This window comes from Hymenobacter sp. HD11105, assembly GCF_054051685.1.
The window spans coordinates 23,377-42,423 of record NZ_JBSWBR010000008.1 but is presented as its reverse complement, the minus strand read 5'-3'; the positions used below and the strand labels follow the sequence as shown (position 1 = coordinate 42,423).

General features: G+C 60.1%; 14 protein-coding genes. 8 read left to right on the top strand and 6 right to left on the bottom strand.

Going from position 1 to position 19,047, the window contains the following annotated elements:
* The first annotated feature begins 34 nt into the window (after nucleotides 1-34).
* Nucleotides 35-826: a 3-keto-disaccharide hydrolase gene (locus ACW9KT_RS18825; RefSeq protein WP_457083259.1), complete on the top strand. Its 792-nt coding sequence runs from the start codon at nucleotides 35-37 to the stop codon at nucleotides 824-826.
* Between the two features lie 323 nt (nucleotides 827-1,149).
* On the opposite strand, the gene ACW9KT_RS18820 is transcribed toward ACW9KT_RS18825, so the two are convergent.
* The 3 genes from ACW9KT_RS18820 to ACW9KT_RS18810 form a co-directional block, all read right to left on the bottom strand.
* Nucleotides 1,150-1,299 carry a hypothetical protein gene (locus ACW9KT_RS18820; RefSeq protein WP_457083258.1) on the bottom strand — a complete coding sequence of 50 codons (150 nt, stop codon included), beginning with the start codon at nucleotides 1,297-1,299 and terminating at the stop codon, nucleotides 1,150-1,152.
* A complete protein-coding gene (locus ACW9KT_RS18815) occupies nucleotides 1,296-1,505 on the bottom strand; it encodes a hypothetical protein (RefSeq protein WP_457083256.1) in 210 nt (69 codons plus the stop codon). Before ACW9KT_RS18815 ends, ACW9KT_RS18820 begins: the two co-directional genes overlap by 4 nt.
* 194 nt (nucleotides 1,506-1,699) lie before the next feature.
* A complete protein-coding gene (locus ACW9KT_RS18810) occupies nucleotides 1,700-2,353 on the bottom strand; it encodes an RNA polymerase sigma-70 factor (protein WP_457083254.1) in 654 nt (217 codons plus the stop codon).
* Between the two features lie 347 nt (nucleotides 2,354-2,700).
* Here ACW9KT_RS18810 and ACW9KT_RS18805 point away from each other — a divergent pair, with 347 nt between their 5' ends.
* From ACW9KT_RS18805 to ACW9KT_RS18785, 5 genes are all read left to right on the top strand, one after another.
* Complete coding sequence (locus tag ACW9KT_RS18805; RefSeq protein WP_457083252.1) at nucleotides 2,701-3,726, top strand: FecR family protein; 1,026 nt, start codon at nucleotides 2,701-2,703, stop codon at nucleotides 3,724-3,726.
* Nucleotides 3,723-7,193 carry a SusC/RagA family TonB-linked outer membrane protein gene (locus tag ACW9KT_RS18800; RefSeq protein WP_457083250.1) on the top strand — a complete coding sequence of 1,157 codons (3,471 nt, stop codon included), beginning with the start codon at nucleotides 3,723-3,725 and terminating at the stop codon, nucleotides 7,191-7,193. The genes ACW9KT_RS18805 and ACW9KT_RS18800 overlap by 4 nt, the downstream gene beginning before the upstream one ends.
* Before the next feature lie 4 nt (nucleotides 7,194-7,197).
* The gene (locus ACW9KT_RS18795; RefSeq protein ID WP_457083248.1) at nucleotides 7,198-8,643 is read left to right on the top strand and encodes a RagB/SusD family nutrient uptake outer membrane protein; all 1,446 of its coding nucleotides are present in this window, start codon (nucleotides 7,198-7,200) and stop codon (nucleotides 8,641-8,643) included.
* Between the two features lie 112 nt (nucleotides 8,644-8,755).
* Nucleotides 8,756-12,124, top strand: coding sequence for a glycosyl hydrolase (locus ACW9KT_RS18790; protein ID WP_457083246.1), 3,369 nt, complete (start codon nucleotides 8,756-8,758; stop codon nucleotides 12,122-12,124).
* Nucleotides 12,121-13,440: a glucuronyl esterase domain-containing protein gene (locus ACW9KT_RS18785; RefSeq protein ID WP_457083244.1), complete on the top strand. Its 1,320-nt coding sequence runs from the start codon at nucleotides 12,121-12,123 to the stop codon at nucleotides 13,438-13,440. Before ACW9KT_RS18790 ends, ACW9KT_RS18785 begins: the two co-directional genes overlap by 4 nt.
* A 385-nt stretch (nucleotides 13,441-13,825) precedes the next feature.
* Here the strand turns inward: ACW9KT_RS18785 and ACW9KT_RS18780 are convergent, their stop codons facing one another.
* From ACW9KT_RS18780 to ACW9KT_RS18770, 3 genes are all read right to left on the bottom strand, one after another.
* A complete protein-coding gene (locus ACW9KT_RS18780; RefSeq protein ID WP_457083242.1) occupies nucleotides 13,826-14,812 on the bottom strand; it encodes an aldo/keto reductase in 987 nt (328 codons plus the stop codon).
* 260 nt (nucleotides 14,813-15,072) lie between these two features.
* Entirely contained in the window at nucleotides 15,073-15,825 is a 753-nt protein-coding gene (locus tag ACW9KT_RS18775) for an SDR family NAD(P)-dependent oxidoreductase (protein ID WP_457083240.1), read from the bottom strand.
* 93 nt (nucleotides 15,826-15,918) lie between these two features.
* Complete coding sequence (locus ACW9KT_RS18770; protein WP_457083238.1) at nucleotides 15,919-16,866, bottom strand: helix-turn-helix domain-containing protein; 948 nt, start codon at nucleotides 16,864-16,866, stop codon at nucleotides 15,919-15,921.
* A gap of 210 nt (nucleotides 16,867-17,076) precedes the next feature.
* Between ACW9KT_RS18770 and ACW9KT_RS18765 the strand changes: the two genes are divergently transcribed.
* Entirely contained in the window at nucleotides 17,077-17,502 is a 426-nt protein-coding gene (locus ACW9KT_RS18765) for a hypothetical protein (RefSeq protein ID WP_457083236.1), read from the top strand.
* 74 nt (nucleotides 17,503-17,576) lie between these two features.
* Nucleotides 17,577-18,986, top strand: coding sequence for a hypothetical protein (locus tag ACW9KT_RS18760; protein WP_457083234.1), 1,410 nt, complete (start codon nucleotides 17,577-17,579; stop codon nucleotides 18,984-18,986).
* Nucleotides 18,987-19,047: the final 61 nt, after the last annotated feature.

Sequence of the window (19,047 nt, the reverse complement as noted above, 5' to 3'; positions counted from 1 at the left end):
GTTACCACTACTTTCTACCCTATAACGGCTCTGTATGCACCTAGGTCCCCTTTCGCTCGTCGGGCTGCTGGCCCTCACAGCTTGTACTTCTAGTAAACCTTCGCCGGAAAAGGCGGCCTGGATAAAGCTCTTCAACGGCCGGGATCTAAAGGATTGGGTGGTGAAAATCCACCACCACGAGGTCGGGGAGAATGTGGGCAACACGTTCCGGGCCGAAGAGGGGATGATCAAGGTGCGCTATGATCAGTACGGGGCGTTCAACGAGCAGTTTGGCCATTTGTATTATAAAGTGCCCTTTGCCGCATACCATCTCAAACTGGAGTATCACTTTGTGGGTGAGCAGCACCAAGGGGCCCCTAGCTACACGCTGCGCAACAGTGGGGTCATGTTTCATGCGCAGGATCCACGCACGATGCCTAAAGAACAGGACTGGCCGATCTCGGTCGAGTTTCAGTTTCTCGGTGGGCTGGGCGATGGTAAGCCCCGGCCCACGGGTAATATGTGTTCGCCCGGCACCCACGTCGTCTACCAGGGCCAGCTCGACGAGCGCCATTGCATTGAGTCTAGCTCTAAAACCTACGACGGGGACCAGTGGGTCAAAGCCGAGCTCATCGTGCGGGGCGATGCGCGCATTCTACATATCATCAATGGCGATACCGTTCTACGCTACGCCCAGCCACAGATCGGGGGAGGGGTCGTAAACCGGTTCGATCCAGCGATGAAGCAGGATGGCAAAAGGTTAACGAAGGGGTTTATTGCGCTGCAAAGCGAAGGCCAGCCGGTGGATTTTAGAAACATAGAACTGCGGGAGTTGTCCCCCCAGTAGTAGCCAGCCGAGGGCAACCGGTGGGGGCACGGAGTACGCGCTAAAGGGTACATGCTGGACTCAGCCCGGGGCAGTACTAAGCTAGAAACAGGCCTGCTGGTGCGAATAAGCGCCATTTGTGCGGCCGAAGCTGGCCAGCTGAATGAGCTCACCAAGGACTCACAAGCGAGCTGCTACGGGATCGCATGATGCCCCAAAAGGTGGTGAAGGGTGGCCTTAAGGGGCAAGTTATGATAAGTAAATGTTATTGGGACCTATGGGCTACACTGGCTGGCGTGACAGGAAGCACCGCTTTGGGCGGTGACCAGCTGGGAGCCCCAGGGTTAGGGCGTAAGGACGAAAGCTGTCAACTCGGCAAGTTTACCCTCTCGAAAATGCCAAACATCGCCATACAGATGTTCCCCTGCTTTTCCTGCTTCCGTGAGCAGGGTAATCGTGCTCAGGGCCGTCACGAACTCGTCCTCGGCGATCAAGCGCTGGACGTGAAAGGTGGGTGGGTGTACGTGGTTCGCATCCAGTGCCGCACCGCTTCCTTGCTAGGGAGCGTCAGGTCGCCTACAAAGGTCCACGGCGTGTCCTCGGTGCACCTAGAGAGAAACCACTCGTAGTCGCCGGCCCGAATAGCCGCATGGGCCTTTTCTAGAATGGTCTTGTTGGTATCAGGCCGCGCAGCATCCATAAGGCAGGGAAGTTCAGGAACTGGGTGAAAATAGGGTAACTTCTACGCTTCCCCGCCGCCGGTGCTAGCCTGGTCAGTAATTGCCCAAGAGCGGCCCTTGGTAAAGAGAAGGCCAAGGCCACGTCTTTTAAGCTCTCATTTCTAGTCTATCTCCGTGAACTAAGCCGCTGCTAGCAGGAGCAGATCCCAGGGTCTTATACTTCCAAGTATAACAAGGCAAATAGAAGAAAGACACTTAAAACGACGCCATGGGCCAGAAAATAATGCCGCAAAAACTTGAGAGCTTGCGTCATTTGAGCTTCTACCGTCTTAACGGAAATATCTAATTCCTGCGCAATCTTAGCGTTTGATAGCCCTTGTTGCCGACTCATGGCAAAGATCCGCCGTCGTTTGGCGGGCAATTGGGTAAGTGCCTGGACGTATAAGCTATTTAAATCCTCGTACTCTAGCGCGCTGGTTTGCGGTTCGTGTTCAACAATCAGGTCGTCGGAACAGTCCTCGTACACCCAATAATGCTGGTGACGCACTTGGTTCAGGATGGCGTGGTAGGCGCAGGTATAGAGATAGCCTTTAGCATCAGTTGCCGCCGCGCCAATCTCGTGGCGTTTTTCCCAAAACTTGAGAAAGCATTCCTGCACAATCTCCTGGGCCTCTATTCGCGATCGTAAATGGCGAAAAGCTAAGCGGTACAAACCAGAAGCGTGTTGCTGGAAGAGCACCACCACCTCTTGCCGTTCCGGCGGCGCGCCGGCTGAGCCTTCACCCGAATAGTTCCTGCTAAGCTTCACCGTAAGAGGACAAGTAAGGTAGCATACATCGTCTGGCGATACCTGCCAGGGTTTAAGCACCCTGGTTAGGTAAACGCCAATAGAAGTTTAACCGGAAAATCCCGCTTCACTCTCCTGTACTCTCATGACTGTCAAGGTCTCAGTGGGCCCTTACCCCGCTATGCGTAACGTACGCTCTCCTCCATCCCTCGCGACCAGCTCAGAACGCCAGTGGTTGGAACAGCAGTCCAGTATGGAACCGCGGCCGGGCTCTTATATGGCAGATCGCTAAAAATAAATTAAAGCAATAACTGCTTGTAATTCATGATGATAAAATTTATGAAGCCTGCTTATCAAAAATATTTCTCCTGCTGACTAGGGGTAAGCCTACCCTCGGGTGTCGTCTAGTATAAGGACAATACCTGGAGATGATGTTGATTTTGGTGGATTTTTACGTCTATGTACGTTACCTCGAGGGCCAGTCCTTGCCGGCGGAAACGCGGGCAGTGCGAGCTTGGCTTGCTGAGCCGGCCAATGCGCAATTGGCCCAGCAGTGGATGCAGGACTACACGCAGTTGCTAGAGCATGAACAGGACGGCGTTTCCGAGATGCCGGATTTTGAACAAGTGCAGCACTCTCTGTTGGTACGGCTAGGGTTAGAGTCGGCGCCGGTGCATACCGTTCAACCTAGCTGGCGCCGCTGGGCGGCCGCGGCCGCTATGTTGTTGGGAATAGCGGCCGGGGGGGGCTGGTTATGGCAGCGTGAAGACGCCAGCCTTCCCCTAACGCAAGTGACTACGGCTTACGGCCAGACGCGCACCGTGCACCTACCCGATGGCTCAACCGTGACGCTTAACGGCCACTCTACGCTCCGGTACGCACAGGATCTAGGCCAAGCAGACGCGCGGGAGGTATGGCTGGATGGCGAGGCCTATTTCTCCGTCAAGCATATGCCTGACCACCGACGCTTTGTCGTGCGGACCACGGCGGCTTTCAAGGTGGAGGTGCTGGGCACCACCTTCACCGTGTACCGGCGGCGCCAGCAAGCCCGCGTCGTATTGCTCTCGGGCAAAGTGCGGGCCGATTTCGATGGCCGGGCGGGGGGTAAGGACGTGATGCTCCGGCCAGGGGAACTGCTGGAAACGCGCGACACCCACCCCCAGCAAGTAGTGCACAAAGCCGTGAACGTAGGCCCCTACACGGCGTGGAAAAACCAAAGGCACGTGTTCGATGAGACCCCCCTAGCGGAGGTTATTACCCAACTCAATGACACCTACGGCACGGCCATTACCCTGGAAAATCCCGCGCTCAATCAGCGGCAGATAACCGGTTCTTTTCCCGTGGGCGACTTAGAGGTAATGCTGGAAGTGTTGGAAAAAAGCTTTCAGCTCAGGGCGCGGCGTCAGCAAAACCATATCCTTCTTTCCGAGAAACCTTCTTCCCCTGCACCATGAAACACTCTTTTACTTCCTGTTCTAGCGGCGGCTGGCTACGCGCGGCTGCTTTCACCGCCTGCCTGCTCAGCTTGCCCGCCCTGACTTTCCCGGCCAAAGCACAGTTGCTTGCCTCCGCTACCCAGAAGGTGCAAGCCACGCGGGTACCTCTCAAACAGCTGCTGGCCCAGTGGGAAGAGCAATACGGCACCTCTATCGGCTACGATAGTCGCTTGGTCACCCACAAGTACGTAGAAGCCCAGGCGGCGGAAGGTAGCCTTGAGGATAAACTCACGGCCGCCTTGGCACAGGTAGGATTACGCTTTGATAAGACACGTCCAAACATGTATGTGATCCTAACGGCCGCCTCGCCTGAGGCGACGAATGTATCCTTGAGGCCTGCATCACCCGTAATCGTTTACGCGCAAGTGGACTTCCCCGTTTCGGGCCGGGTACTACAGCCAGATGGACAGCCACTGCCCGGGGTTACCATCGTCGTGAAAGGCACCGCCGTCGGCACAAGTACGGATGCGGATGGGCGGTTTACGTTGACCGTCCCCCCGGGTACGACATTGGTTATCAGTTCCGTAGGTTTCGTGCGCCAGGAAGTGGCCGTTTCGGAGGCCAGCCCAGCCCTCACTATCACGCTGGCGGAAGACAACCAGGTCCTCAGGGAAGTGGTAGTGGTCGGCTACGGCACGCAAAGCAAGCGTACCGTTACCACGGCCATTTCCAGTGTGAAGGGGGAACAGATCGCCAACTTGCCCGTCACCAACCCCACCCAAGCCTTGGTTGGTCAGGTGTCGGGCGTGCAGCTGCAGCAAACCAGCGGCGCCCCCGGCGAGGCGCCAGCGGTGCGCATTCGAGGGGCGGGCTCTATCACCAGTGGCAATAGCCCCCTGTACGTGATTGACGGCTATCCCACCAACGATGGGACCTTATTCAATGCCTTATCACCCCAGGACATTGAAAGCATCGACATTCTCAAGGATGCCGCCTCGGCCGCCATATACGGTTCACGGGCCGGCAACGGCGTCATCATCGTAACCACGAAGCGGGGCCGGGCGGGCAAAACCACTTTTTCCCTGAACGTAACCGGCGGGGTCGAGACGGTCATGCACCGCTACGACTTGCTTAGCGGGCAGGAATTTGTCGACATGGCCAAGGAAGGGCTTACCTACCAAAACCGGCCAATCCCGGCTTTCCTGAACCAGCCCGAGCGCTGGGCCAACACCGACTGGCAGGACGTAATTTTTCGCGCCGCGCCCTTCCAGAACTATCAGCTCAGCGCCACGGGCGGCACGGATAAAGTGCGCTTCTCAGTTTCCGGCGCCTACATTGATCAGCAGGGAACCTTGAAGAATACCTTCCTCAAGCGCTATAACCTGCGAGCGAGCCTCGATGCCGACCTAACCGATAAAATTCGGGTGGGCGTAAACCTACAGCCTTCTTATAGTCAGCGCCGGGTGCAGCAGACCACCGGTGGCAACACCTCAACTGGCGTCGACGGCATCCTGGCAGAGGCGCTGACCATGCCCCCAATTCTACCCGTATGGCGGTCCAATGGGGACTACTTTGTGATTACCCAAGACCCGGAGATGAAAACCATCTTCAATGATGAGCTGTCCAACCCACTGGTGAAGCTCGACGCCAACAAGGACTTCTTCTACTCGTTTCGGCAGACGGGCAACGCCTACGTGGAGTACGAGCCCCTGCCGGGGCTTAAGCTGAACTCCCGCATGAACGTGGGGCTGGTGGCCGAGCGCGAAGAATGGTTTGTGGAGCCCTTCCTGGCTCGCGGCAACGGCAACACTGGCAACATCTCTACGCCCAATTTGGCCCAGATCCGCGCCCGCCGGACCAATATGACGAATATCAACTGGTATTTGTCGAACACGGCGACCTACGACTTTACCCTTCGCCAGGACCATAACTTCACGGCCCTGCTGGGCTACGACGTGTCGCGCCAGAACGACTTCTACGTCACGCTGGAGCCCCGCACCGACCGCGACAACCCGGTGGCCTTCGTGAATTCCAGCGTTAAGAACGTGCAGGGAGCGGTGCTGACCAAGGGCACCTCGGAGCGCCGGGAATACGTCTTTGACGCCGTGTTTGGCCGCGTAAACTACAACTACAAAAGTCGTTACCTGTTCTCGGCCTCGCTGCGGCGCGACCGGTCGAGCCGGTTCGGCCCCAGTAACCGCGCTGGTATCTTCCCATCGGTTTCGGCCGGCTGGAATGTAAGTGAGGAAAGCTTTCTGGGGGGCATTAAGTCGCTTTCCATGTTGAAAATCAGGGCCAGCTACGGCGAAACCGGCAACGACCAGCTCCCGGGTTACTACCCCTGGCTGGCTACTATGCAGCGCGAAGCCTACAACTTCGGCACGACCGACGCCCAGGTGGTGGCCTTCCGGCCCAGTGGATTTTCCAACCTCGACCTGGGCTGGGAAAAGAATAAGCAGTTTGATGTCGGGCTGGATATCGGGGTGCTGAATGACCGTATTGGGCTGGCAGTGGACTTCTACAACCGCAACAGCAACATCATCCTCGCCACCGACATCCCCAGCCTCAACGGCAAGGCTGCCACCGTGATTCAGAACGTGGGCAACGTGCGCAACCGCGGCCTGGAGCTGACCTTAAACACGGTTAACCTCGACGCCAAGCTGAAGTGGAACACCAACTTTAACATCTCCTTTAACCGCAACCAGATCATGAGCCTGGCCAGCGGGCAGACCCAGTTGGCCAACCAGGGCGTGGTCCGCAATTACGTGGGTCGCCCCATGGGCGATTTTTATCTGTACCTGGTAGAAGGCACTTTCAACAACCAGAGCGACGTCGATACCTACCCCAAGCTCGGCTCCCAGGGCATCGGGGATTTACGCTACCGCGACGTCAGCGGTCCCGACGGCGTACCCGATGGCCGCATTACGGCGGATGATCAGGTGAGGGCGGGCAACTACCAGCCTGATTTTGTGTACGGCTTCGGTAATACCTTCACCTACGGCAGCTTTGACCTGAACGTACTGCTGGACGGCTCCTACGGGGCGGAAATCTATCGCAGCCAGGAACTAGCCCTGGCCTTGGGGCGGTGGTTGGAAAACGGGTCCCAGCAGTCCCTGGAGCGGTGGCGCTCCGAGGCAGAGCCCGGCAACGGCAAGTTTCACCGGGCTGGCACCACCAACCTTTCCTCCAACATTGCTGCCAGCACCCGCTACCTCTACGACGCCAGCTTTTTACGCCTGCGCAACATCACCCTGGGCTACACCCTGCCCGCGGCCCTGTCGCAGAAGCTGCGGGTGCAGCGCCTACGCCTCTACGCCACCGGCCAGAACATTTACACCTTCACGAAGGCCGGGGGCTTCCGCAACCCGCAGGCGAACGGCGCCACCACCAACGGCGCTACCGATAACCCCACCAACAGCGGCGTGGACAATGGTACGTATCCGATTTCCCGCAACCTCTCCTTGGGCTTAAACTTAACTTTCTAAGGCAATGAAAACGGTTAACTTTTTTTCTATCCTCACGCTTGCCGTATGCCTGGCTGCCTGTAAGGATGAGTTCTTCGACCGGACTCCGCTGGATCAGCCCGCCGAGAGCACCTTTTACACCGACGAAACCAGTATCCGGCAGGTGCTGAATGATGCGTATTTCGCCCTGCGGGGTGCCTACGAGTTCAAGTTTGTCTTCGGCGACCTGGCCGCCGATGATGTCTACAACAGCAAGTTCAACAACTCTGCTAACCACATCACCATCAATGAATCCAACGTGGTGGCCGATAACGGCATTGTGAATGACATGTGGGGCCGCTCCTACGCCACCATCTCGCGCTGTAACCTGGTGCTCGACAACATCGACCGCATTCCGATGAATGACGAGACCAAGCTGCGCTACATCAACGAAGCCAAGTTTTTGCGGGCCCTGATGTACTTCAACCTCGTGCGCATCTACGGCGACGTGCCCTTGGTCGTGACCGACATTAAAACCAGTCAGGAGGCCTACAGCTACGAGCGCACGCCGATGGCGCAGGTATACGAGCAGATTATTGCCGACCTGACCGCGGCCGAGCAGCTGCCCGCCAGCTACGCGCAGAATGCGGACATTGGCCGGGCAACCCGCGGCGCGGCCAAGGGCCTGCTGGCCAAAGTGTATCTCACCCTCAGGCGCTACAGCGAGGCGAGCCCCAAGCTGCTGGACGTCATTAACTCCGGCACCTATCAATTACTCGGCAATTACGCCGACGTGTTTGACGCGGCCCGGCCCAACAACGCCGAAGTCATCTTCGCGGTGCAGTACGCCCGCGGCTTCGATCCCGTGCAGGGCAATCCCTTCGTGCAGGGGGCTTTTGCCAATGAAGACATTGGCACCGGCGTGCTGCGGCGCGGCACGGGTACCTTTCTGATCACCGACGAGCTGTATAACCTCTTCCCCGCCGCCGATACGCGGAAGGCGACTATCACGCGCCTGACGGGCTCACGCCGTACCTACAACTTCACCACCAAGTACTTCGACCGCGGCATGACCTCGACCGTGGACTCGGGCAACGACTGGATCGAGCTGCGCTACGCCGACGTGCTACTGATGCAGGCCGAAGTGCAGAATGAGCTGGGTAATACCGCTGCGGCCTTTCCCTACCTGCAACAAGTGCGCACCCGCGCCGGCCTCTCGACGGCAGAAAACCTAAGGGCCAACCAGAGCGCTATGCGCCTGGCCCTAGAAACGGAGCGCCGCCTCGAGCTCTACAACGAAGGGCACCGCTGGTTTGATCTGGCGCGCACCGGGCGGTTGCTGCCCGTCATGAATGCCCACTTCGCCAGCGGCCTGTCCAACGACGAGATCGGCAGCGGCAACTCCATTCAGCCCTACGAGCAGTTGTTTCCCGTGCCGCGCTTCCAAGTGAATTTAAACCCCGATAAGATCACCCAAAATCCGGGCTACTAAGCCGCCTTTCGATTGTCGTCCCGAGCTGACTGCAGCCAGGTAGGAAGGAGCGCTACGAGTAACCTTCTCCGGCACTTGCTGCTCGCCCAATTTACCCCCCAATGCAAAGCGTATGACTGATTTCCGTGGCGGGCTCCGGCCCACAGTGCTGGCTTGCTTGGCCCTGACGGCCCTTCCGCTACCCACTCGGGCCCAGCAGGCCCAGATTTCTCTTGAGCAAGGGTTCAAGGAGCCACCGGAGGCAGCCTGGCCCCGTACGTGGTGGCACTGGACCAAAAGTAACGTCACCAAGGAGGGCATCACCAAGGATCTGGAATGGATGAAACGGGCCGGCATTGCGGGTTTCCAGCTCGCGGATGTAGCCGCCGGAAGTGGGCAGACGGTAAGCGAACCAGTAGTGTTCGGCACGCCCGCGTGGCTGGATGCGGTAAAACACACTGCCGCCGAAGCAGAACGCTTAGGACTGGAAATGGCGATGTTCACCTCCCCCGGCTGGAGCCTCACCGGGGCGCCCTGGGTGAAGCCCGCCCAGGCCATGAAAAAGCTGGTTTGGAGTGAGGTAAGTGTGGATGGTGGTAAATCATTTAATAGTAAGCTGCCACCACCGCCCGCCAATGAAGGTGCCATCCGCAACCTGGCCCGAGGTGGACCCAAAAATGCTAGTGACACTGGTTTTTACGGGGACTGCGCCGTCATCGCTTACCGCACGCCCGCGCCGGAAGCTCGGCTGCGGCCAAGCGCCACCACCAACGCCGGCCGCCTCGACGCCCAAGCGTTGCTGGATGACGATTTGAATACGGCCTTGGTGGTGAAGCCCACCGAAAAGCGGGGACCGGCCTGGGTACAGTACAGCTTCCCGCAACCCACGAAAGTACAGGCCTTCACGGTGGCGGGTACCCGTGGTATTCCCTACGGCCGGCTGCTGGCTAGCATGGATGGTCAGCAGTTTACGACGTTGGCCGCGCTGCCCGGCAAGCAGGGCTACCGGGGCGGCACCGTGCGCACCTTCGCCGTGCCCCCGACTACGGCCCGCCATTTTCGGTTGGAGTTGACCGGGGCGCCCATGAAGCCGGCCGAGGTAATTTCGGAAGCGCCCGCGCAGCCCGACAGCAGCTACGCCCTCAACGAGTTTCAGCTGCACGCCGGTGCGCGCGTGCACCGCTGGGAAGACAAGGCGGGCTTCAACTTCTTATTTGAGTACGAATCGACCGGGACCCCGCCCGTTGCCGCCCCGGCTACCATCAGCCCGACGAACGTGGTGGTGCTGACCTCGAAGATGCAGCCCGATGGTACGCTGAACTGGCAGGTACCGCCGGGCCGGTGGACTATTCTGCGCATGGGCTACTCGCTGACCGGCGCCAAAAACCGACCCGCCGTCCCGGCCGCCTCTGGCTACGAGGTCGACAAGCTGAGCCGCCAACACACGGAGTCCTACTTGCAAGGCTACACTGGTCCCCTAGCCCAGGCTTTGGGGCCGCTTTATGGTAAAAGTTTGCGCTATATGCTGCTGGATAGTTGGGAAGCCGGCATCCAGAACTGGACCGATGAGATGCTGCCCGAGTTTCAGAAGCGCCGCGGCTACGACCTGACGCCCTTCCTGCCAGTGCTGGCCGGGCGAGTGGTGGGCAGCGCCGACATCAGCGACCGAGTACTGTGGGACTTCCGCCGCACCCTCGTGGATATGTTTGCCGAAAACCACTACGGCACCGTGACCGACTTTCTGCATAAGCAAGGCATCCAAACCTACGGCGAAGCGGGCGGGGTGTCCTTGGAAACCATAGAAGACGCCCTGCTCTTTAAGAAGTACGTGGATATTCCCATGGGCGAGTTCTGGGTAAAGGATTTACACCCTTCCTCCATGTACTACGAAGACGTGCGCGGGGCCGCCTCGGCCGGGCACGTGTACGGAAAAAACGTGGTAGCCGCGGAAGCCTTCACCGGCGGCAACTACGAGTCGGCCTACACGCTCAAGAAAATCAGCGACTACTGGTTTACGCAAGGCCTGAACCGGCTGGTGTTTCACACTTCGGCTCACCAGCCGCTGGATACCAAGCCCGGCAATACGATGGTGGGCACGCACCTGAACCGCAACATCACTTGGGCAGAGCAGGCCCGGCCCCTGATGACGTATCTGGCGCGCACTGCCTTCATGCTCCAGCAGGGCCAGTACGTGGCCGATGTGGCCTATCTGCTCAACGAAGGCGCGCCGTCTACCATGCCGTTCTGGGGAGCGGGCCTGCAGCCAGTTTTGCCCCCCGGCTACGCTTTCGATTACATTAACGCCGACGCCCTGCTGAGCCGCATGAGCGTTAATGCGAATGGACGCCTGGTGCTGCCGGACGGCATGAGCTACGCCATGCTGGTACTGCCCGAAACCAAGGACATGACGTTGCCCGTGCTGCGTAAGGTGCAGGAACTAGTGCGGGGCGGCGCTACCGTAGTCGGCCCCAAGCCGGAGCAGACGCCGAACTACACGGCTTACGTGGAAAACGGGACCCAGCTACAGGCCATAGCCAGCGAGGTGTGGGGCGACTTGGACGGCCGCAGCCGCACCCGCCGCCGCTACGGCAAAGGACAGGTAGTGTGGGGGTTGCCTCTAACACAAATAATGCCCCTGGTTGGGCTAACGCCGGACGTGGACTGCAGCCAGCCCCTGGATGGGGAGGTTCCCTGGATTCACCGCCGGGTGGGCGACGCGGACGTATACTTCGTGGTCAACCGCTCGGATAGCGCCCAGGACCTGACGGCCCGGTTCCGGGTGAGTGGCAAAGACGTGACGCTGTGGCGGGCCGCTACTGGTGAAACGGAGCTGGCCTCCTACGCCATCAGCGGGGAGCATACCACCGTGCCCCTGCGCTTGCAGGAACGCGAATCGGTGTTCGTCGTCTTCCGCCACGCGGCCCCCACTCTCACCCGGACCGTGGCCGCCGCGCGCACCACTCCCCTCCTTACGGTAGCGGGGCCGTGGCGCGTAGAATTTGCCCCCCAGCTCGGGGCCCCGCGGGAAACGACCCTGGCCCACCTCGCCTCCTGGACCGATAGCCCGGAGGAAGGCATCAAGTATTTCTCGGGCACAGCCACCTATCACCAAACGCTGCAGATCAAGAAAAGCTGGCTGAACGACCAGCACAAGCTGCTACTCGACCTAGGTCGTGTCGGCGACCTAGCTGAAGTCACCCTCAACGGCCAGAAGCTGGACTTGGTCTGGCAGGCCCCCTATCAGGCGGAGGTGACGCGCGCCCTCAAGCCCGGCAAAAACCAGCTGGAAATCCGGGTAACCAACCAGTGGACTAACCGCCTGATTGGTGATAAGCTGGCGGGTCCGGAGAAGAAAGTACTCGATACGTATATGGCCCCCTTCGGCAAGCCATACGAGCTAGGCGAGTCGGGGCTGCTGGGCCCGGTCCGACTGGTGCGGGTCGAGCCGGCGGCACACTCCAGCGGCAAACCCCAAGCCATGATCCTGCAGCCTAAACTATGAAAGCTCCCTCCTTTTTTGCCCTGTTGACTGCCGCCAGTGCGGCCTTGCTCCCGGATTTGGGGTGGGCTCAAGCCCAGGAAGCTAATAAGCCCCCCGACGTAGTGGCCGGCATTGCGGTGAACTACAACGAGGAATTGGTCGGCACCTACTCCCTGCCCAACCCGCTGGTGCTGGCCAGCGGCCAACCAGTAAAGGACGCGGCTACCTGGAATAAGCAGCGGCGACCGGAAATCAGAACTTGGTTCGAGCAACACGTGTACGGCCGGGCCCCCGAGCGGCCCCGCAAGCTGCGCTTTGAGGTGTTCGATAAAGGAACACCGGCCTTCAACGGCAAAGCCACGCGCAAGCAAATCACCGTGTATTTCTCGGAGCGCAACGACGGCCCGAAGATGGACCTGCTGGTGTATCTGCCCGCGGCGGCCACCAAACCCGTACCCCTGCTGCTCAACATCAATTTCCTGGCAAACTCCTCCTTGGTGGATGATCCGGGCGTCCGGCTCGGGCAGGTCTGGAACAAAGAGCAGCAGAAAGTGGCTGCGCCCGCCTTTAACCCCAAAGGGCCCTGGAAGCTTACCGTGGAGCCGTTTCTGGCTCAGGGCATCGCCGTGGCTTCGGTGTACTACGGCGACATTGAGCCCGATTTTGAGGGCGGCATACAGCACGGCGTGCGTAGTCTTTACCTTAAGCCCGGCCAAACCCAAGTTGGCCCGGACGAGTGGGGGGCAATTGGGGCCTGGAGCTGGGGCCTGAGCCGGGCCCTGGACTATTTTGAGCAGGATAAGGCCGTGGACAGCAGGCGGGTAGCGCTGCTGGGCGCTTCGCGGCTGGGCAAAACGGTGCTCTGGGCCGGGGCCAACGACCCCCGCTTCGCGCTGGTCATTGCCAGCGTTTCCGGCGAAGGCGGCGCGGCGCTCAGTCGGCGCAACTACGGGGAAACCATTGCGCACTTGGTGGCCCCGGCCCGCTATCCGTACCAGTTCTGCCAGAATTATCAGCAGCTCGCTAATCGGCCGGATGTCCCCATGGATGCGCACATGCTCATAGCCCTGCTGGCGCCCCGGCCCCTGCTGCTGCAAACCGGCAGCACCGACTACTGGAGCGACCCTAAGGGAGAATTCCTGGCGGCCGTGGCCGCCACCCCGGTTTACCGTCTGCTAGGCCAGCAGGGCGTAGAAACCAGCACTATGCCGGCGGCTGGGCAGAAAATAGGCGGGACCCTGAGCTACTATATGCACGAGGGTGGTCACGGCATCATCCCCGCCGATTACCCCGTATTTGTCGAATTTATGCGTTCCCACCTGCTGCCCAGCAAGTAAAGGTTGGGGCAGCGCGCGGCTGTACCTTCTCAGCACTCGACCTGCTACTTCGTAGCTGTTTTGTTAACCGATCTATCATAAGACACTTGGCTGCGCTCCTTGATCTGCAATCTAGCTTCTAGAGTGGATTTTGTACGGCTTAGTCGCCGCGAGTCGAGCGAGGTATTAGCGGTTCGAGAACTTACTGGCCGGCATCCAATAGAGATAAATCTTATCAGTTCTTAAGGCGGGTAGATAATAGGGTCCGTCTGTTGAAAGTTATCGGAACCTATCTACTAGAGTGTGTGGACAGTATGGGCAAAATTACTGTCCACACTCTAGCTAGTTAAAAAAAGCGCCAACCGGGTTTCGGATGGCGCTTTTTACTTGCTTTACCCGAGCGGGCTTATGCCGTCTGCGCCAGGCGCTCGGTGATAAAGTCCACCTCGTGCTGCCCCAGCTCCATTTCCGTCGTGCGGGCGTTCTGCACGGCCTGCTCGGCATTGCGGGCGCCGACCAGCGCCACCGATATCCCCGGCTGCGCCAGCGTCCAGCGCAAGACCAGCTGACCCAGCGTCACGTTTTTGCTGTGCGCCAGGGGCTTGATCTGGTCGAGAAACGCGTTGACGCGGGTGACGCTTTCTGGCGTGAACAAGCGGTTAGTCGCGCGCAGGTCACTTCCGTCGAAGTGCTGACCGGGCTTGATTTTGCCGGTCAGCAACCCGAGCTGCAGGGGGCTATAGGCCAAAATAGCTTTGTTGTGCACCAAGCAATACGGCACCACGTCTTGCTCAATATCGCGGCGCAACATGCTGTAGGGCACTTGGTTGGACACGATAGGCAGCGTTTGCTCGGCTTCCTGCATTTGCGCTACCGAGTAGTTGCTGACCCCGGCGGCCCGAATTTTACCCTGCTCCAGCAGCCGGGTCAGGGCTTCCATCGTTTCGCTGATAGGGGTGGTCACATCGGGCCAGTGCTGCTGGTAGAGGTCGATGTAGTCGGTGCCGAGGCGGCGCAGGCTGTCTTCGCACTCCTGGATGATGCTCTCGCGGCGGGCGTACTTGTACACGTCGATGGGCTGCCCGTCGTTGTCCTGGGTTTTCATGGCGAAATCGCCCTGAGCTACATCCCAACGCATGCCGAACTTGGTCAGAAGCTGCACTTTGTCGCGGGGCAGCGTTTTGATGGCCTCGCCCACAATTTCCTCGCTCAGCCCCATCCCGTAGATGGGAGCCGTATCGATGCTGGTCACGCCCAACTCGTAGGAGGCGTGAATGGCACCCACGGCGTCGTTCTGTTCGGTGCCGCCCCACATCCAGCCGCCGGCCGCCCAGCTGCCAAAGGTGATGCGCGACACAGTAAGGTCTGAATGTCCTAGGCTTATGTATTCCATGCGGGTGGGTACGGTGCGGTAGTGGCCGGCTTTCCTGCCGGCATTGGTTTGCCGATAGATACCCGGTTGCCCGCGCGAAGGTTGCGGGGCCGCTTGCGGCAAAGCGTACTTACAGCTGCGGGCTACTAGTGTTAGGCTGTATGGACCTGTCGCGCTTAACGGGGGACCGCCTGCTAAAACGATGCAAACGAAAAACCCTTCTTGGCATAACCGGAGCAACGGTCTTTCGTTTGCGTGAACAGCTGATGTACAAGGAGTTATTACAGCATCATGCCGCCCGTGGCCTCCAGGCGCTGGCCATTGAGCCACCGGCCGGCCTCGGTGCAAAGGAAGGCGACGATGCCCCCGATGTCGTCGGGCTCGGCCACACGGCCCAAAGCCGTAATCTGGGCCACGTAGGCGCGGATTTCCGGCGTATCCGTCATGGCGCCCCCCCCGAATACGGCCCCCGGCGCGACCACATTGGCGGCAATGCAGCGGGGGCCCAGCTCCAAGGCCAGGTAGCGCGTGAATACTTCCACCGCCCCTTTCATACTGGCGTAGGCCGAGCTCCCGGCGAACGCCACCCGCGTGGTCCCGGAGGAAATATTGATGATGCGGCCGCCGTCGCGTAGGAGCGGCAAGGCCTGTTGCGTGAGAAAGAACACGCCCTTGAAGTGAAGGTTGAGCATCTCGTCAAACTGCGTCTCGGTCAGCTCGGCAATGGGGGCGGTGAGGCTGGTGCCGGCATTGTTAATGAGGAAGTCAAACCGGCCGGTGCCGAAGGTATCGGCTAGAGCCGTGGTGACCTGGGCGAAGAAAGCAGCAAACGTGCTCAGGTCGGCCGCGTTCAGCGGCAGGGCCACGGCGCGGCGGCCAAGGGCTTCGATGTCAGCCACCACCGCGGCAGCTTCCGCCTGCTGGGTGCGGTAGGTCAGGACAACGTCGATGCCCTGCTGGGCTATCTTCAGGGCCATGTCCTTGCCCAGGCCCCGGCTGCCGCCAGTAACGAGAACGATTTTGGAAGTATTCATGCGAGGTTTAGTTGCAGTGTTAAAAGAACACGACAAAGGTCCCCTACACCGGAGCCAGCGGCGTTGTAACCACCAATCAGCTTCTTGTATAAATCAATCCGGCACCGTGTCCAGCGTGCGAAACGCGCCGGGGCTCACGGGGGCGTAGCGGCGGAAAAAGTGGGAGAAGTGGGCCACGTCCACGAAGCCGAGGCTATCGGCAATTTCCCAGAGCGTCCAGTCCGTCTGGCGCAGCAGGGCTTTGGCTTCCTGGGCCACTCGCTCGCCGATCAGGTCGGTGGTAGTGCGGCCGGTGCTATCCTTGAGCACCTTGTTAAGGTGGTTGACGTGCACGGCCAGGTGGTCGGCAAAGGCCTTGGCCGTGCGCAGCGCTACGCGCTGCTGGGGCGTGGTGAGGGGGAACTGCCGCTCCAGCAGCTCCACAAAGCGCGAGGCGAGCCGGGCGGTGGCCGAGTGGGCGGGATGCAGCGTCGTGGCGGGCTGCCGCTTTTGGCCCAGGTGCAGCAATTCCAGCACGTATGCCCTCAGTAGGTCGTACTTGTGGGCGTAATCGAAGGCCAGTTCCGCGTGCATCTGGGCGAAAATAGCCATAGCCCGCGCCGCTTCGTCGGGCGTTAGCTGAAACACGGGGTAGCCGTCGGCCCGGAACAAGGGCAACTCGTCGGGGGTCAAGCCGCCGAGGACCGGCAGCAGAAACTCGGCCGTGAAGAGGCAGAACTGCCCCCGCTGCGGCTCCTCCGGTCGCCAGTGGAACGACACCTTGGGGGTCGTAAACACCAACGCATCGGGCGCAAAGGCGATGCTGTGGTTGACAAACTCGGCCCGACTGCGGCTGCGCAAGAGGCTGATTTTGTAAAAGGAACGGCAGGGATAGGACGTGCCGGGCCGCAACCCTGTGGCCGCCGAAAGATGGTCCAGATCAAACACGTTGAAGTGGCCGACCTCGCGCTGAATGTCTCCGGGCAGCAGCGTGCTCAGCAAGTCGGTACCGGTACAGGGAGCCAGCTCCTGGTAAAGGGCCGTCAGTGCAGTCGTTGTCATGGCAGCAGGTAGCTTGTAAGATTCAAAGCTACTGAAATCGCTGCTGCCCCATGCTGGTGGTCAACCCAGCAGACAAGGAATGGGTAGCAAAAGTAAAGAAGGTAGTAGCGGAAAAGACGTCAGCCAGAGCTGATAGTTAAAGGAAGCCATAGCAATACAGTACCAAGGTAGGCCCAGTGATTATGCCGCCCGAAAACTATACCTTCCTTTATGAAAGCATTCCTCTGTCTGGCCCTGCTGAGCCTTCCCCTAACGACCGCCTTCGGACAAAGCCCACAGAAGCTGATCATTTATAAGAAGTTCGTCCCGGCGGGCACGACGATGCGCTTACTCGGGGCCTTCCGGCAGCCGAGCCAAGGAGTGGACACGACCAATACTAACAGAGCTCGCCTGATCAGTCTCCAGGAATGGGATGGGTTGTTAGCGCGGGCCCGGGTCAGGAAGCACCGCCAGATGAAGATTAGCGGGGTAGAGTGGGCCGGCGAAATGCTGGTGCAACAGCAACGCCATTTCTTCCTGGTGTGCTCACCGAATCTCATTATAGACCTCACGGCCCGCGTGAACTATTGGCTCGCCGCACCCGATCACCAGACCTTGGATGCTAGGCTATCTTTATTGACCCATCATGCCCGATAAACTATGGGCAGGCCTGCGGCAGCTCACCTAGCCCCGCAAGCACCAACAAAGGGCTTTAGTTGCCGTCTTTAGCCATGAGTGAAATTCCTTTTGTGCCCTGGATTAGAGTGGCGCCGGCGGCCCCTTATTTTCTGACGGAAGAGGGCCAGCCCTGGACGCCTATTGGGCAGAACGATGCGATCACGTGGCCGGACCTTGCGGGTTTGTTTCAACGCCGCAACCTGGCGGCCGTCGAGGGGCACTTCGCCTGGCTGGCGGCCCACGGCGTTACCTGCCTGCGCCTGATGCTGGAGTACTGCCAAACCGAGCACCGCTACCTGGAACGACCCGTCGGCCGGTTTCAGCCTCATATGGTACAGGTATGGGATGACCTGTTTGCCCTGTGCGCGAAGTATGGCTTGCGGGTGCTGCTCACGCCTTTCGACACCTATTGGATGGGGCGGCGCTGGCGCCACCATCCCTACCATCAGGCGCACGGGGGGCCGGGTACCAGCCGGACGCAGTGGCTGCGCTGCCCGCGCATGCGGGCCGCGATTAAAAACCGCCTCTCCTTCGCCGCCGAACGCTGGGGCGGCAGTGGCGTTCTCTTTGCCTGGGACCTGTGGAACGAGCTGCCGCCGGCCCGAGCCACCCACCACGCGGCCGGCTTGGCCGACTTTATTCACGAGGTGAGTCAGCACCTGCGGGCGGTGGAGACCCGCTGCTTTGGGCGGGCGCACCTGCAAACTGTTTCCGTATTCGGACCCCTGCTGGGGGCGCACCCCGGCCTGGGCGACCTCGTGTTTCGCCATCCCGACCTGGATTTTGCGACTTCCCATTTCTACGATGCGGCTACCATCAGCCGGCCCAAAAACGCGCTGGACCCCGCCCTGCGGACCGCAGCGCTCGTGCACCAGGCCCGCGCGCAGCTGCCCGCTAACCGCCCTTTCCTCGACAGCGAGCACGGGCCCCTGGACACGTTTAAAAGCGGCCGGCAGCTGCCCGAGGCCTTCGACGACGAGTATTTCCGCTGCATGCAGTGGGCCCACCTAGCGGCCGGGGGGGTAGGGGGCGGGCTGCGCTGGCCCTACCGCTCCCCGCACGTGCTCACCCATGGCATGCGGGCGGCCCAGCGGAGCCTGACCGGCTTCATCGGGCTGCTAGACTGGGCGCATTTTCAGCCAAGCCGCTTCCCCCGGGCCGTGCAGCTGTCGACCACGGCGGTCCAATGCATCGCCAGTAGTGATGCGCACCAAGCCGTGGTCTGGCTCGTGCGTCCCGAAGCCCTGACGACGCGGGCCGGCCGCCGGCGGCCGCTGGCCCCGCTGGCCCTCCAGCTTACCCTATCGGGGCTGGAGCCGGGGGCTTACCAGGTATATTGCTGGGATACCCAGGCGGGGTTTGTCAGCGGCCAGCTACTCGCGCAAGCGGATAAGCAGCAGCTAACTATCTGCTTGCCGGCGCTCCAGTCGGATGTGGCATTAGCTATTGTCCCAGCCAGGTAAGCGGAAGAGCTAGACCGAAAGACTACAACTTTCCCATTGCGTTTTCAGCGAATCTGCGTGT

Coding starts and splice junctions, on each gene's coding strand:
- ACW9KT_RS18765 (WP_457083236.1), top strand. CDS start 17,077: ATGAAAGCATTCCTCTGTCTGGCCCTGCTGAGCCTTCCCCTAACGACC.
- ACW9KT_RS18790 (WP_457083246.1), top strand. CDS start 8,756: ATGACTGATTTCCGTGGCGGGCTCCGGCCCACAGTGCTGGCTTGCTTG.
- ACW9KT_RS18825 (WP_457083259.1), top strand. CDS start 35: ATGCACCTAGGTCCCCTTTCGCTCGTCGGGCTGCTGGCCCTCACAGCT.
- ACW9KT_RS18775 (WP_457083240.1), bottom strand. CDS start 15,825: ATGAATACTTCCAAAATCGTTCTCGTTACTGGCGGCAGCCGGGGCCTG.
- ACW9KT_RS18760 (WP_457083234.1), top strand. CDS start 17,577: ATGAGTGAAATTCCTTTTGTGCCCTGGATTAGAGTGGCGCCGGCGGCC.
- ACW9KT_RS18780 (WP_457083242.1), bottom strand. CDS start 14,812: ATGGAATACATAAGCCTAGGACATTCAGACCTTACTGTGTCGCGCATC.
- ACW9KT_RS18805 (WP_457083252.1), top strand. CDS start 2,701: ATGATGTTGATTTTGGTGGATTTTTACGTCTATGTACGTTACCTCGAG.
- ACW9KT_RS18785 (WP_457083244.1), top strand. CDS start 12,121: ATGAAAGCTCCCTCCTTTTTTGCCCTGTTGACTGCCGCCAGTGCGGCC.
- ACW9KT_RS18815 (WP_457083256.1), bottom strand. CDS start 1,505: ATGGATGCTGCGCGGCCTGATACCAACAAGACCATTCTAGAAAAGGCC.
- ACW9KT_RS18770 (WP_457083238.1), bottom strand. CDS start 16,866: ATGACAACGACTGCACTGACGGCCCTTTACCAGGAGCTGGCTCCCTGT.
- ACW9KT_RS18795 (WP_457083248.1), top strand. CDS start 7,198: ATGAAAACGGTTAACTTTTTTTCTATCCTCACGCTTGCCGTATGCCTG.
- ACW9KT_RS18800 (WP_457083250.1), top strand. CDS start 3,723: ATGAAACACTCTTTTACTTCCTGTTCTAGCGGCGGCTGGCTACGCGCG.